Genomic DNA, 13,853 nt, shown 5'->3' with positions numbered 1-13,853 from the left:
CGCGCTGATGGTGAGGCAGCATAAATTCTGTGCTGCCCGAGTTAAGAGGTCACGATGTTCAAGGTTTTTCAGAATTGGCTGCATCGCTATTTTTCCGATGAGCAGGCGGTGGTGCTCGCGGTGTTGTTGGTGCTGGGCTTTGCCGCGATTCTGAACCTGGGCGGCATGCTGGCTCCGGTTTTGACGGGGTTGGTGCTGGCGTTTCTGATGCAGGGGCTGGTAAACGCCTTTGAGCGTTTGCATTTGCCGCAGATGCTGGCGGTGTGGCTGGTGTTCGCTCTGTTTATGAGCATGCTGGGCTTGATTTTGCTGGTGCTGATGCCGCTGCTCTGGCAGCAGCTGAGTACGTTGTTCAATGAATTGCCACGTATGTTGGGGGAATGGCAGTCGCTTTTTCTGCTGTTGCCGCAGCGCTATCCGACCCTGATCACTGATGCTCAGGTGCTGCAGCTGATTGAGGGCGTGCGTGGCGAGGCTGGCAAGTTTGGCCAATGGGCGTTGTCGTTCTCGCTGTCCAGCCTGCCGATGCTGGTCAGCATCATGATCTATCTGGTACTGGTGCCGATTCTGGTGTTCTTCTTCCTCAAGGACCGGGAGTTGATCAGTGCATGGTTTCGTGGCTATCTGCCGCGCGAACGGGCGCTGATCACTCAAGTGGCCGAGGAAATGAATAAGCAGATTGCTAACTACATTCGCGGCAAAGTGATCGAAATCATCATCTGCGGCGTGGTCACCTATATTGCGTTTGCCTACCTGGGGCTCAACTATGCAGCTCTGCTGGCCTTACTGGTGGGCTTGTCGGTGGTGGTGCCCTATATCGGCGCGGTGGTGGTGACAGTTCCCGTAGCGCTGATCGGATTGTTCCAGTGGGGCTTTGGAGATCAGTTCATCTACTTGATGGTGGTCTACGGGATCATTCAGGCATTGGACGGCAACGTGCTGGTGCCGCTGCTGTTCTCCGAGGCAGTCAACCTGCATCCGGTGGCGATTATCTGCGCGGTGCTGCTGTTTGGCGGAATGTGGGGCTTCTGGGGGGTGTTCTTCGCCATCCCGCTGGCCACGCTATTCAAAGCGGTGATCGACGCCTGGCCACGCAGTGAGCAGGTGGCGGCTGATTAATCTGCAAACAATAAAAAGCCGGTCGATTGACCGGCTTTTTATTGCGCGCGGTTCAGGCTTTATTCAGCGCCTGGGCGGCGGCCAATACCGCATCGACATGCCCTGGTACTTTCACGCCGCGCCATTCCTGGCGCAGTACGCCGTTTCTATCGATCAGGAAGGTGCTGCGGTCGACGCCCAGGTATTCCTTGCCGTAAAGCTTCTTCAGTTTGATCACATCGAACAGCTGGCAGACGGCTTCATCCTTGTCTGAGATCAGCTCGAAGGGGAATTCCTGCTTGCACTTGAAGTTCTCGTGGGATTTCAGGCTGTCACGCGATACGCCGAAGATCAGCGTGTTGGCCGCCTGAAACGCCGGGTATTGATCACGAAAACCCTGACCCTCGGTGGTGCAGCCTGGGGTGCTGTCCTTCGGGTAGAAGTAGACCACCAATTGCTGGCCCTTGAGTGCGGACAGCTGGATGGTCTGGCCGCTCGTTGCTTCTGCCTGAAAATCCGCAACCGGGGTGTCGAGTGCTACGGCCATAACGTGCTGCTCCTTATGGGTTCTGTGGACGCCAGGGTTCAATCAGCGCGTCGAGGTTCAACGCATCGGCAAAGTCGAGGAACTGATCGCGCAACCAGCTGATCTGCGTGCCGGCAGGCAGAGTCACGGTCAGCGTGGCGTTGAGCATGGTGCCGCCGGTCTGCGGGGCCTGATAGGTGTCGCAGGTGAGGTTTTCCAGCTCGACGTGATGGTCGATAAAGAACTGGCACAGCTCATTGAGAATGTCCGGGCGGTAGGCCGAACTGACATACGCCACATAAGGCAGCGCCTGCGGGCGGCTTTCAGAGGCGGCGCTGCGGATCACATTGACCGTGAAGCTGTGCTTCTTCGCCAGCGCTGGCAGGCTCGACTCCAGGCGCGCCAGAGCATCCCAGCTGCCGGATATTTGCAAGACCAGTGCGCTGTACTCGCCATGCCGGCTCAGGCGGGTGCTCACTACGGCGCAACGGTTCTCGTGGCTGGTGCGGCAGAGCACGTTGGTCAGCTCCATGGCGTTGGGGCCAAGGGCGCTGATAAGCAGGAATTGTTCGCGAACTAGGGGGGTGGACATGCAGCCTTCCTAAACGATAAGCGGTCGGCCTGCATACACAGCACCGATCAAAGCAGGAAGGGTAGCGAAAAGCACTGCTAAGGGGAATGCCGGCAGGGCTGGGCGGTGAGGAATGTGCCGCGTTTGGCCGAGAAAGATTGTATACGCGTTGCATCACAGCCTCGGTACTTCGCTTGTGCAAGGCAGGTGGCCCCAGTACCATTACGGCTCTCTTTTTCCGGCAGGAGCGGTTGCATGATTGCGGGCAGTATGGTGGCACTGGTTACGCCCATGGATGCACAAGGTGGTCTTGATTGGGACAGCCTGAGCAAACTGGTGGATTTCCACCTGCAGGAGGGCACCAATGCCATCGTCGCAGTCGGCACTACCGGCGAGTCGGCGACCCTTGAGGTGCCTGAGCACATCGAAGTGATCAAGCGCATTGTCGATCAGGTCGCCGGGCGCATTCCGGTCATCGCCGGCACCGGTGGCAACTCCACCCGTGAATCGGTCGAGCTGACCCGCGCCGCCAAAGATGTCGGTGCCGATGCCTGCCTGCTAGTCACCCCGTATTACAACAAGCCGACTCAGGAAGGCCTGTACCTGCACTTCCGCCACATCGCCGAATCGGTCGCCATCCCGCAGATCCTCTACAACGTGCCAGGCCGTACGGTCTGCGACATGCTGCCGGAGACGGTTGAGCGCCTGGCCAAGATCGACAACATCATCGGCATCAAGGAAGCCACCGGCGACCTGCAGCGTGGCCAGGAAGTACTGGATCGCGTAAGCAAGGACTTCCTGGTCTATTCCGGTGATGACGCCACCGCCGTCGAGCTGATGCTGATGGGCGGCAAGGGCAATATCTCGGTAACCGCCAACGTTGCCCCACGCGCCATGAGCGATCTGTGCGCGGCGGCCATGCGTGGTGAAGCAGCGATTGCCCGGGCGATCAATGATCGTTTGATGCCGTTGCACAAGGCGCTGTTTATCGAATCCAACCCGATTCCGGTGAAATGGGCTCTGCATGAAATGGGTTTGATGCCAGACGGTATCCGTCTGCCACTGACCTGGCTCAGCCCACGTTGTCATGAACCGCTGCGTCAGGCCCTGCGCCAGTCCGGCGTATTGGTTTAATTGAGGAATTACTACGCATGAAGCGACTCACCGGACTCTCCGCCCTGGCCCTGATCATCGCTGGTACCAGCGGTTGCGGCTGGATCTATGGCGAAAACGGCTATTTCCGTGACCGTGGCAGCGACTACCTCGAAGCCCGTCAGACGGCCACGATGCAAATCCCGGCAAACGTCGACGCCAAACGTATCGACCCACTGCTGCCCGTGCCTCAGCAGGTCGCCACTACCACCGATACTGGCGAATTTATCGTGCCGCGCCCGCAAGCCCTGGCTGTGGCCGGTGATGCCAGCGAGTTCAGCCTGCAAAAGAGCGGCGAATCGCGTTGGGTCGTGGCGCAGCGCGTACCGGCTGAAGTCTGGCCTGTGGCGCGTCAGTTCTTTGCCGACAACGGTTTTCAGATCGCAGACGAGCGTCCGCAAACGGGCGAATTCAGCACCACCTGGCAGCGTTTTGATGCCCTGTCCGAATCCATGGCGCGTCGTCTGAGCAGCCGTGTATCTGGCGTAAATCCAGATGCCGAAACCCGTGTGCGGGTACGCATCGAGCCAGGCGTGCAGCGCAATACCAGCGAGATCTTCGTGGTCAGCGCCGAGCGTCCAGCCGGCAGTACTGCCGATGTCGCCTTCACCAACCGCAGCAGCAACCCAAGCCTGGATGCTGCGCTGCTCGATGAAATGCTCGTGACCCTGGCGCGCAGCGCCGAGCAGGGCGGTTCCGTCTCCCTGCTGGCCGCTCGTGATTACGACGCACCAAACCGCGTCAGCCTGTCCGAAGACGGTAACGGCAACCCGGTACTGAGCCTGGGTGCTGATTTCGACCGCGCCTGGTCCGGTGTGGGCCGCTCCCTGGAAATGGCTGATGTGCGCATCGACGACATCAACCGCAGCCTCGGCGTGTACTACATCAACCTCGCCGAACGCGCGCAGAAGCCGGACGACAAGCCTGGCTTCTTCGGCAGCGTATTTGGCAGCGCGCCAAGCAAGGAAGAGATCGACGCCCGTGCCGAGCGCTATCAGGTACGCCTGACCGCCGTTGGCGACAGCGTGCAGGTCACCGTGGAAAAAGACCTCAACACCATTGCCCCCGCCGACGTGGCGCGCAAGGTGCTGGACCTGATCCAGGAAAACCTTGGCTGACAGCAGGCCACTGCTGCACCGGCATTACCAATAGGCGAAACCCGGCGGGTTTCGCCTGTTTTGTTTACCAAAGGCGGAAATTCCGACATGAGCACAGCCACCACCCTGAGCCTGAAGAAAATCTATTCGGGCAAAGTCCGTGATCTTTACGAGATCGACGATAAACGCATGCTGATGGTCGCCACCGACCGCCTTTCGGCATTCGACGTGATCCTCAGCGAGCCGATCCCGGAAAAGGGCAAGATTCTCACCGCCATCTCAAATTTCTGGTTCGACAAGCTCAAGGACCTGGTGCCCAACCACTTCACCGGCGACAAGGTTGAAGACATCGTCCCGGCCGCCGAACTGCCGCTGGTGGAAGGCCGTGCAGTGGTTGCCAAGCGCCTTAAGCCGGTCGCTGTAGAAGCCATCGTACGTGGCTATATCGTTGGCTCCGGCTGGAAGGAATACCAGAAGAGCGGCACCGTCTGCGGCATTCAACTGCCAGCGGGGCTTAAGGAAGCGGCCAAACTGCCGCAGCCGATCTTCACCCCCTCGACCAAAGCCGCCGTGGGCGACCACGATGAGAACATCAGTTTCGAGCAGTGCGAAGCGATCATCGGCGCTGAGCTGGCCGCCAAAGTGCGTGACACCTCCATTGCCCTGTACAGCGCAGCGGTCGAGTATGCAGCCACGCGCGGCATCATCATCGCCGACACCAAGTTCGAGTTCGGCCTGGACGAAGACGGCACCCTGACCCTGATGGACGAAGCCCTGACGCCAGACTCCAGCCGCTTCTGGCCGGCGGACAGTTATGCCGAAGGCAAGAACCCGCCAAGCTTCGACAAACAGTTTGTACGTGACTGGCTGGAATCCACCGGCTGGAACAAAGAGCCACCAGCCCCGGCAGTGCCCGCCGACGTCGCGCAGAAAACCGCCGACAAATACCGCGAAGCCCTGACACGCCTGACCGTCTAAAACGCTGCAACACGCGCGTAACCGCGACACAGAGGGGCGCTACGGCGCCCTTTTTTTGTGGCTTTCAACCTGCACCGCGCTTTAGGCATTTATTGACCGACCTGAAACGCAAAAGCCCCTGACTTCGCTAAAAAGTCAGGGGCTTCGGTACTGCTATATGGCGGGAAGATAGGGATTTGAACCCTAGGTGCTATCGCTAACACAACGGATTTCGAATCCGTCCCGTTCGGCCACTCCGGCATCTTCCCGTGGCGGCGCGCATGATAACAGTTGAAGTGCGTTTGGCGAACCCCTGGTTTGAAATTTTTCACATACTTTCAGATGCTTGCGATCAAAGGCGGTGAGCTGGGGTGAAGTCTGGAAGGTGGTGGGCTAAAAAATCAGCTTAGAGGTCCTGCGCTTATCCATCGAGCGGAGGCGCTTTTCGTGGCTCAGATGCGGGCTGTGCGTTAGGTAAGGCGGTTGTGATCCGCCCAGGATTCGACGGTTTCAACGTCCTGTTGCGGGCCTATCAGCTTCGAAGGTTTCAGCTCTTCCAGTTCTATGCTCGTTCCGTCACTATTCGTGTGGATTTACGGGATTCGTTCGTCATGTTTAAACGCTTTTGGCTGTTCGAGGGAAGGCTTATAACCCTTGTAAGGCACATAGGCGCTACAAGGCTCGCTGAAACTACAACGATCAAGGAACGCCAGCGGTGGCAGACCGTGGCAACCAATCGGAAGGTGAAGACTGGTATCGAGGATTTGGAAGCGCTGTTGAGGGCCTTCCTCCAATACGAGCTATGGCTTTGGAAAGGGGATGTAGATCCTGACAAAGGTCAGGTGTCGCCAGGATACGAAGAAGCCAATTTAAACTTACCCAATCAAAGCGCGGGATAACCATTACAATGAAAATAGCTAAAGTTTGGTTATCCGGGATGCTATAGACTTGAGTATAAAACTACATTGTTCGCCAGATGTTGTTGAGTTGGCCGTAAGGAATAGTTTTTACTAGGAAGGGATAAATGAGTCAAGTCAAGGTAACGCCAGCGCCCGTCATATCTGTTCTGAATATGAAAGGCGGTGTAGGGAAGACAACTATAAGTGCCCATCTTTTCAGGCATATGATGAGTATTACGGGTAAGTCAATTCTTCTTATTGATTTTGATCCGCAATTTAACTTAACTCAAACATTAATGACTCAATCCAAATACAAGGCATTCAGGGAGAAGAATAAAACCATTTTTTCGGTTATGGAACCTCCCTCAACACCATCAATGTTCAAAGTTGCGAAAAATTTAGGACCACCTCCTCATGTTGATGATGTAAAAGAGCAGCTGTTTTATTGGACTGCTACGGGTAAAACTGCCCTAGGTTTAATACCAGGGGATTTTCGGATGATAAAATATACCCTGGTCGATGATTCAAAAATGCTGCAGCCTGTGCAAAAGCGCTTCAGTGATTTTATTGAAAGTGCCAGGGAGCAATATGACTTAGTTGTGATTGATTGCAATCCAAGTAGTTCTTTTATGACTATTTGTGCAATTAATGCCTCTACGCATTTGCTTACGCCCGTTAGATCTGATCGTTATTCGGTTTTAGGTCTGGAACTGTTGGATGAGTTTGTTAATGGACTTCCAGTGATTACAAAAAAACCTAAGCAAATGGTCTTGATCAATGGCGGGCCAGGGAAAAACACAGAGAACGAGTTTGAGCGAGCACTACGTGCAAACTCGAAGTTTGGCCCGCTGACCTTACCTACAATTTTGAAGTCCTCTACGTTGCTTGGCGCGAAGGAAGGAAAGGTAGGGTGTGCTACTGATAAAAAAGTGGCGCATGTGAATGCATTGAAAAGAAATATGGCTAGTATTGTTAATGAAATGAAGGGCTCGCTAGGGTGGGTGCCATGAATAATAACCTAAGACGGCTTTATATGCTTCTCGCTGCAGCCGATTTTCACCGAGAAGAGGTAGAGGATCTGCTCTATGACCTCCGAGATATGGGTGTTAAGAAGGTGGTTTCCGATTTCGATAAATTCTCTAGAAGTGGTTTTTCATCCCGTGAGCCACAGTCACTTAGCCGTAGTCATACCCAGCCTAGTGAGTATGGAGTTGATAGAAAAGTTTATGACTTACTGGTGCATGAATGTAATATGTCGGCAGGACAGGCGTTTGTGATGTTTGAAGGGATATTGCAGGAGATTTATCCCGAAAGGAAATTTAGCTCGCCAAATCCTAAAAGTGGCTTTGCTGCCTGGATAAGGTCTCTAGGTAAGAGCTTTACTGATTCCGAACTTCTGCATGTGGCAAGTCGTTTGAGAAATCAAATTGTCCATGGTTTAAACGAAAGTAGTGATTGGGTGCTTAGGGAATGAGTAGTGACGCTGAAAATCAGCTAGGCCTCTTGTTAGAGGCTGTTTACTCGTTTTCAACCTCTCATGGAGCGAAAGTAGTAGCGAGTGTTGATGAGAAATCCTCGCTGTTCCTAGAATGGATCCCTTACCTGAATAGCCAAAAAACAGGTGTGGCGGACGAACTGCTTGACGGTGCTGTTTCGTCTTTAAGGGAGGCTGCAGCCTGCGCAGGGTTGGGATTGGTACGCCCTGCATTGTTAGCACTTAGGACGGAAATTGATTTAGTGTTGGGTTGGATTTACTTCAAGGATCATCGGGTAGAGTGGGAGTATTTAAATGTCAGTGGTGATGGGTTTAAGCTAAAAAAAGAAATATTGGATTATTTATCTAAGCATGTCGCAGGATACGGAGCTAGGAACGGTATTTTGAAAGAAGTAAAGAAAAGATTAGAGGTTGATCCCTATCGTCTGCTTTCCGCACATGTTCATTCGCAAAGCCTATATACTTTGCCACTGGTGGCAGAGTTAAAGGATGTTGTTGGTACAAGCGAAACTTTGGAAGAGCTGCCGATGCTGGCTTTTGAAGTCGATGAGTATGTTAGTGATATTCTATTTTCAATATATGCGCCAAGTTGGACGCAAATTGCGCAGACATTAAGATCTAAACTGGATTTGAGGTTTAAAACGCCTGCGCAGAAAAACACATTTTATAGTTGTTAGTGGAGCGGTTTGAAATAACGGTTATTTTTAGCCAAGGGAGGTTAGACGTATAAATTGGGATGATGTACCTTCCAGAGTAAAAAGGGGAAAGATTTATTTTAGGTCATAGCAGGGAGGTACTATGAAAAGCGATTGGGACGACGCGCCCGACTATATACGCAACAACAAGAAGCCATCCCCATGGCGTACCGTCGTCATCTTGAGCGTTGGTTCGGCGATCACATGGGGACTGATCGCGCTATTTGCCAAGCCAATCGTCATCGACGTTAACCAGCTTAAGCAGGCCATCCGTGTTGGCGGCCAGCCGGTATTCAGCGAACCGCCAGCGCAAACCTACAGCGAGCCTCTGCAACCCATCCAAGAGGCCCCAGCGCCTTTCGAGCCCGCCCCACAGGTTGCCCAGCCACAACTTAGCCAAGCGGATATTGAATGGTCAGAGCAGCAAGCCGCGCTAGCGGTACAGCGAAGCCAGAACTCATTCAACGACAACAACTACACCCCTAAACAGCCGGCCAGCACCTACACACCGCCAACCTACAAGCAGGTTGCGGCCGCCAGCACCAGTACGGAAAGAAAGACAAACACCGTAAGGCGTGAGCGCACCTCACAGTGGATTAAGAGCTGGAATGGCGGCACGAACTACCTAGCCGAGTGGGTGGCCGTCAATAACTACATCGACAGCAGCAGCGTATGCGCCAACCACCGCAAAGGCTCAATCGACTACCGCGAATGCCGCAAAGCTGCCAAACAGCACTACCACGAAGAATGCAAATCATGGCGAGCGCGCTACGACAATGATCGCCAGGATCATAGTGATCGTATGAAACAACGCTATTGCTCAGCATCGAGCAGTTTTAGCCCGATGAGGTAACTAAAAGCCCCATGAAAAAGTAGGGCCGCAATACAGCACTGTGTTGCACGCAAAGACCATAGTAAGAAGATAGCAGCCTAAGGTGCCTACGCATCCAATAGTGAACCCGCCTTCAATGGCCCAGCCCGTGTTGCTCTTGGAATAAATCAAAGCAGCAATTACGCCAGCGCCTGCACCCATTAAACCTAGCGGAAAGTCGACGCCAGGGCCGTGCAGGTTAAGTGATGAAATACGGATTGACCTAATTACAGTCGCAATAGAAGTCGCAACTGCAATACCTGAGAGAAAACCTTTGGTGGGCTGGAAAATATTGCTAAGCAAAATGCAGGTTAATGCAAAAAAATAGGCATATGCGGCAACCCATGAAGGCATGTCCTCACTGCTGTTAAGCAGGAAGGCTATTGTTGTCAGGTGTGTTATGCCAAGTGCGACTGGCATATCGTATTGTTTTAGCAGTTTTCCATTGATCAATTTGGTGGCTCCGTAGCCTTAAAGGATTTACTCTGCCACACAGAATGATGCTGTTTTCCCATTTGAAATTGCCGAGCCAAGCCATACGCCGGGTCCGCAACCATAAAAATTACCGATGTTTACCCAGCCTTCAGTGAGGGTCGTTGGTTCGTTATTTTGGAAGCTTACTTTTTTATAGTTTTTGCAAACGGGTAGTTTTAAAGGGATTGGAACTATTGCCCATACAGTAGCACCGCACCATTTGCGATCTGATTCTAAAGTCACATCACCATTTTCGGGATGATCACTTTTGCTCCAGTGGTGCTTCGTGCCATTTAAATAGTATAAGTCTGGTGCTTTTGAGGTTTTAGATTTCTGAGTGTCTGTGTGTATTCCAACGCATCCGTATAACGTTATTAGCAAGATACATATGGCCGTGGTTTTCATGCAGTACCTGAGGGGCATAAATTAAATAAGCCAATTCCGCAATGTGGCTGTATTATCATGACCTGCTTTTAATAACTCTCTAAGGAATGTGGTTATCAATATGTTGATATGATTGGCAGGTTATGATTAGGTTAATAACAGCTTTTAGAAGCCTGTTAAATAAACCTCGTACGAGTCATGCTCGACAATAGGCGCGTTATTGCAGCACCCGCATACAAGTTCAAAATTTCTGCTTGCACCGGCGGAGATTTCACCTTTTATTAGCTCGTCGCACTGCTTTACGAAATCCCCATTTAAAAATAGGTCTACGTTGACGGTTACATTGTTCGCAGGCTTGTCAGATACGTTGGTAACTTTTCCTAAGATAACAAGGCGATCATTGCGCTCGATCTTGCGATGCTCGATGATTTCTACGGCGCCATCCTCAAATGAATAACGACTCATAGCATCCTCGGTGGTCTTTATAACGACGTAGTAGTATATGCCTCCAGTAATCAAGCCAAAGCCGATACCGTACAGCATTCCATTAAATATCTTGTTAAGTATGGATTTCATTCGGCTTTCTTGCTCTAAAGGCGAGTAATTTTATTTGGCGCAGTTGCATTCGGCAGCAATTACTTGAAGGTCTGCAATGTATTGGTTTGTAGCTTTTTCTACAATCGGCTGATTTAGCTCTTGGAAGTGTTTGGTGAAATTAGTCAGTGCGAGGCGACCAACTTTAATTTCTTTTTGGGCAAGAGGAGAAGAGTAGAAGGAAATCAGTTGATCTAACTCCTCTTCTGTAAAGCCTGGGCCATAAAAATCTGCCCAGACAGTGATCATGTCTTGTGGCGTCCAGGGTGCAATGGTGCTTTCAATGAATTTTTCACTTGCTAGATCAAACCGGCTCTTGAAATCTGCATTGGGTGCAAGGCTTGTCATGATCTGCCCCATTATCTGCTGGCTGATTTTCTTGTTGTATTCCTTGCCGCTTTCGATTTGCTGTGCCCAGGTATCAACAAGGCCCTGTGCTTTCAAAAGTTCTGCGATTTTTTGAGTTTTGCCATCGGCGAAGGTTTGGGATGCGATGAAAAGGGTTAGTGCTGCGATGAGGTAACGCATGCTGCGATCTTCCTTGAGCAGGTAGTTGGTAAATCAGATAGGAGGGGTTGGCCAACACTGACTAGCGAGGAAAGCCAGGGGGCTGAGAATAATACTAGCTCTGAGCAGATACGGCACGGGCAAGAAAGCGACGGTGTCGAAAAAGTGTCGAAAACACTGTGCTGAATTGAGCCGAAATGAGCGGGTAAAGGGAGCGGAAAGCCCGTATCGAGCGGGTTTGGCACGAACTGGAACGCTCACAGACGGGTTCAAATCCCTATCTTCCCGCCATATCGCAGTACGCAAAGCCCCTGAAATTTATAGATTTCAGGGGCTTTTTTTGTGAACGAGATTTTAGGGCCAAAGCAGCGCTGAAAAAATGCTCCATTTTCGTCCGTTTACGCTGTTTCCCGTCATCCGAAGTTCATCGTCTTGTTGTGTGGCGTTCAGTGCGAATGTAAGACGCTCGTTGGCTGCGCTTACTCAATCGCCGCCTGCAGATTGATCCTGGCCTGCTGCTCGTATCGATCCCGGAAGTGGCTTGTGCTGTAGAGGTGGTCGCGTGTGAGGAAATGTTTGAGTACTGCCTTGCGTTTGATGCGATACAGCAGGCCTGGCACCCAACTGTATTCGGCGCGCACCTGGCGGTCGTATTCGTTAAAGCGCGCAGACGCGGCGCCCAGTATGGCCAGGTCGATATCGACGAGTAGTTGCTGATCGGCATCGCTAGGTGTGGCGTTATGGCGGGTCGCCATGATCAGGCCGTGAACTCGAGCCTGAACCTGCGTTGTAGCTCCGCTTGCCGCCAATTCCTGCACGGCCCAGTCGGCGCTGCGCAGTTCATTGTCTGATCCGCGCAGCGCATAGATCGCATCGTGAAACCACAGCGCGATTTCCACTTCGCCAGGTTCGGCCGCAAAAGCGAGCGCCGCGTCGAAATGTTCGAGGCATTCCACGAGATGTTGCTGCGTGTGGTAGTGGCGATGCGGCTCGTTATACGCGGCCAGCAGTTGTTCGAACAAACCGGCTGGGGCGGGTAGGTTCAGGTTGCGCCATGCGCGTTGCCAGGAGGGGGCGAGGTAGTCATGCAGCGGGGTTATGAGTGGCTTCATGATGCGTCCCAAAAAAAAGTGCTTCTGTGCAGCGCATGCCGACCGGTATCAACCCTAGTGCGGTAGAGGCTGGATCTTTTTCACGGCTTCAAGCCAGTCGGGGTTGAGTCGTGGCTGGTCGGTCTCCATGCCCAGTTCCTCCATGCGCTCCTTGTGCTTATTAATTTCCGCCACCACTTCGCTGAGGGAGCTGGTGTTGCCCTCAAGCTGGTGCATTTGGGTCAGGCCGAGGTGATAGAAGCGCAGTAGCTGCATGGCGGCGGGGTCACGGGCGGCGACGCCGGCCTTGACGTGGTGCATCAGATTGGTGATGCGCATCAGGCTGCGTTTCAGGCTCCAACCGTATACGGCTGCAGCCATAAAAGGCTGTGGCCAGAGCAGCACGCGCACCAGGGCTACGGTCAGCACTAAGGCGGCGATAACCCCGCCGAGGTTCCAGCGGAAGTTGTCGCCGCCTGGGGTGCCGAACAGCAGCACGGCGCTGCTCGACAGCAGCATGGCCAGGGCGACGAAAATCGCCGCGATAGTCAGGGTGCTACGGCGGGTTTGCTGGCGGTAGATTTCAGGAGTGCGCTGCTGGATTTCAAACATCGGGGCCACGGTAATTCCCACTTGAGCGGTTGGTAGCGGCGTTGCTTACGGCTTGGATTGGGCAGGCCGGGTTTGCCGAGGTATACGCCAAACGCTGCAAATTATGCGCGATTGCCCGGCAACAGGTATCTTCGCCCATCCGTTGACTGCATCGCTTAAGGATTTACCGGGTTTATGAGTCGTACTGTGTTTCAGGCTGTGATTATCTGTGCGGTAGCGCTGTGTTCGGGCGTCGCGTGGGCCAAGGTCGAGGTGCAGGCCGGGCAGCACAAGAGTCTTGGGCGGATACTCGTTGCCAAGGTCTCCGAGGATATTGCGCCGGGCGATTACGAGGCGCTGCTCAAGGGCATCAAAGCCAACCCCGGCCAGTATGCGAAGAAGTTCGTCATGCTCGACAGCATCGGCGGCAGCTTATCCGAGGCTATTCGTATGGGGCGCTTGCTGCGGGAAACCGGCTTCGATGCCTTGGTGCCGTCCACTGGGGTGTGCCAGGGCAGCTGCGTGTACCTGCTGGCGGCGGGCCACGCGAAGACTGTGCGCGGCTATGTGGGCATTCACCGGCCGTATTATGCGGGCAGTGACTCGGTGCATTCGGCGTCCGCCTATGGGCCGAGCCGGGGTACTCAGGCTGCTTACTTTAAAGAAATGCAGATTCCGCCGGAGTTGCTTGAGGCGATCAACAGCACCGAGCCACGGCGCATGCGTGTGCTGACGCCAGCGGAGCTGGCGCGCTACCGCTTGAAATAAAGCAAGTACGGGCGGTCGCAGACCGACGCTGTTTGTCCTTGGTAACCGCGCCCTCGAACTGGACGAGGCCCTGGGGCCCAGTT

The 13,853-nt window shown here is 53.5% G+C and carries 17 protein-coding genes, 1 tRNA gene and 1 pseudogene; 9 read left to right on the top strand and 10 right to left on the bottom strand.

Annotated features, from left to right (window positions below):
- The first annotated feature begins 54 nt into the window (after nucleotides 1-54).
- Nucleotides 55-1,119, top strand: coding sequence for an AI-2E family transporter (locus AACY25_RS11460; RefSeq protein WP_339414275.1), 1,065 nt, complete (start codon nucleotides 55-57; stop codon nucleotides 1,117-1,119).
- Between the two features lie 52 nt (nucleotides 1,120-1,171).
- Here the strand turns inward: AACY25_RS11460 and AACY25_RS11455 are convergent, their stop codons facing one another.
- Both AACY25_RS11455 and AACY25_RS11450 read right to left on the bottom strand, forming a co-directional pair.
- Nucleotides 1,172-1,645 (bottom strand): peroxiredoxin, encoded by a 474-nt coding sequence (locus AACY25_RS11455; RefSeq protein ID WP_339524625.1) that lies wholly within the window; start codon nucleotides 1,643-1,645, stop codon nucleotides 1,172-1,174.
- A 13-nt stretch (nucleotides 1,646-1,658) separates the two neighbouring features.
- Nucleotides 1,659-2,216 (bottom strand): glycine cleavage system protein R, encoded by a 558-nt coding sequence (locus AACY25_RS11450; protein WP_339524623.1) that lies wholly within the window; start codon nucleotides 2,214-2,216, stop codon nucleotides 1,659-1,661.
- Between the two features lie 234 nt (nucleotides 2,217-2,450).
- On the opposite strand from AACY25_RS11450, the gene dapA reads away from it, so the two are divergent.
- The 3 genes from dapA to AACY25_RS11435 all read left to right on the top strand — a co-directional run bounded on the left by dapA (nucleotide 2,451) and on the right by AACY25_RS11435 (nucleotide 5,422).
- Entirely contained in the window at nucleotides 2,451-3,329 is an 879-nt protein-coding gene (dapA, locus tag AACY25_RS11445) for a 4-hydroxy-tetrahydrodipicolinate synthase (RefSeq protein WP_275963535.1), read from the top strand.
- A gap of 17 nt (nucleotides 3,330-3,346) precedes the next feature.
- Nucleotides 3,347-4,465 carry an outer membrane protein assembly factor BamC gene (gene bamC, locus AACY25_RS11440; RefSeq protein WP_339524621.1) on the top strand — a complete coding sequence of 373 codons (1,119 nt, stop codon included), beginning with the start codon at nucleotides 3,347-3,349 and terminating at the stop codon, nucleotides 4,463-4,465.
- An 87-nt stretch (nucleotides 4,466-4,552) separates the two neighbouring features.
- Nucleotides 4,553-5,422, top strand: a complete 870-nt coding sequence (locus tag AACY25_RS11435) for a phosphoribosylaminoimidazolesuccinocarboxamide synthase (RefSeq protein WP_108486498.1) — start codon at nucleotides 4,553-4,555, stop codon at nucleotides 5,420-5,422.
- 158 nt (nucleotides 5,423-5,580) lie between these two features.
- On the opposite strand, the gene AACY25_RS11430 is transcribed toward AACY25_RS11435, so the two are convergent.
- Nucleotides 5,581-5,670, bottom strand: a tRNA-Ser gene (locus AACY25_RS11430).
- A gap of 204 nt (nucleotides 5,671-5,874) precedes the next feature.
- Nucleotides 5,875-5,967: pseudogene (locus AACY25_RS11425) on the bottom strand (DNA-binding protein); the annotation flags it as partial.
- Between the two features lie 458 nt (nucleotides 5,968-6,425).
- Between AACY25_RS11425 and AACY25_RS11420 the strand changes: the two are divergent.
- From AACY25_RS11420 to AACY25_RS11405, 4 genes are all read left to right on the top strand, one after another.
- A complete protein-coding gene (locus AACY25_RS11420; protein WP_339524616.1) occupies nucleotides 6,426-7,310 on the top strand; it encodes a ParA family protein in 885 nt (294 codons plus the stop codon).
- A complete protein-coding gene (locus AACY25_RS11415; RefSeq protein WP_339524615.1) occupies nucleotides 7,307-7,774 on the top strand; it encodes a hypothetical protein in 468 nt (155 codons plus the stop codon). The genes AACY25_RS11420 and AACY25_RS11415 overlap by 4 nt, the downstream gene beginning before the upstream one ends.
- Nucleotides 7,771-8,472 carry a hypothetical protein gene (locus AACY25_RS11410; protein ID WP_339524613.1) on the top strand — a complete coding sequence of 234 codons (702 nt, stop codon included), beginning with the start codon at nucleotides 7,771-7,773 and terminating at the stop codon, nucleotides 8,470-8,472. Before AACY25_RS11415 ends, AACY25_RS11410 begins: the two co-directional genes overlap by 4 nt.
- Before the next feature lie 121 nt (nucleotides 8,473-8,593).
- On the top strand, nucleotides 8,594-9,343 hold the full coding sequence (locus AACY25_RS11405; protein WP_339524612.1) for a hypothetical protein: 750 nt from the start codon (nucleotides 8,594-8,596) through the stop codon (nucleotides 9,341-9,343).
- On the opposite strand, the gene AACY25_RS11400 is transcribed toward AACY25_RS11405, so the two are convergent.
- From AACY25_RS11400 to AACY25_RS11375, 6 genes are all read right to left on the bottom strand, one after another.
- Nucleotides 9,344-9,814, bottom strand: a complete 471-nt coding sequence (locus AACY25_RS11400; RefSeq protein WP_339524610.1) for a hypothetical protein — start codon at nucleotides 9,812-9,814, stop codon at nucleotides 9,344-9,346.
- Between the two features lie 27 nt (nucleotides 9,815-9,841).
- Nucleotides 9,842-10,240 (bottom strand): hypothetical protein, encoded by a 399-nt coding sequence (locus tag AACY25_RS11395; protein WP_339524609.1) that lies wholly within the window; start codon nucleotides 10,238-10,240, stop codon nucleotides 9,842-9,844.
- 144 nt (nucleotides 10,241-10,384) lie between these two features.
- A complete protein-coding gene (locus tag AACY25_RS11390; RefSeq protein ID WP_339524607.1) occupies nucleotides 10,385-10,795 on the bottom strand; it encodes an FxLYD domain-containing protein in 411 nt (136 codons plus the stop codon).
- Between the two features lie 30 nt (nucleotides 10,796-10,825).
- Complete coding sequence (locus tag AACY25_RS11385) at nucleotides 10,826-11,341, bottom strand: DUF2059 domain-containing protein (protein WP_339524606.1); 516 nt, start codon at nucleotides 11,339-11,341, stop codon at nucleotides 10,826-10,828.
- Between the two features lie 458 nt (nucleotides 11,342-11,799).
- On the bottom strand, nucleotides 11,800-12,444 hold the full coding sequence (locus tag AACY25_RS11380; RefSeq protein ID WP_339524605.1) for an HD domain-containing protein: 645 nt from the start codon (nucleotides 12,442-12,444) through the stop codon (nucleotides 11,800-11,802).
- 42 nt (nucleotides 12,445-12,486) lie between these two features.
- On the bottom strand, nucleotides 12,487-13,023 hold the full coding sequence (locus AACY25_RS11375) for a DUF3087 domain-containing protein (RefSeq protein WP_339525002.1): 537 nt from the start codon (nucleotides 13,021-13,023) through the stop codon (nucleotides 12,487-12,489).
- Between the two features lie 174 nt (nucleotides 13,024-13,197).
- On the opposite strand from AACY25_RS11375, the gene AACY25_RS11370 reads away from it, so the two are divergent.
- Nucleotides 13,198-13,770 carry a hypothetical protein gene (locus tag AACY25_RS11370; protein ID WP_339524604.1) on the top strand — a complete coding sequence of 191 codons (573 nt, stop codon included), beginning with the start codon at nucleotides 13,198-13,200 and terminating at the stop codon, nucleotides 13,768-13,770.
- Nucleotides 13,771-13,853: the final 83 nt, after the last annotated feature.

The organism is Pseudomonas sp. EA_35y_Pfl2_R111 (assembly GCF_963970955.1).
GTDB lineage: Bacteria > Pseudomonadota > Gammaproteobacteria > Pseudomonadales > Pseudomonadaceae > Aquipseudomonas.
The sequence above is the reverse complement of the archived record's forward strand: the minus strand, read 5'-3'. Positions and strand labels throughout refer to the sequence as shown.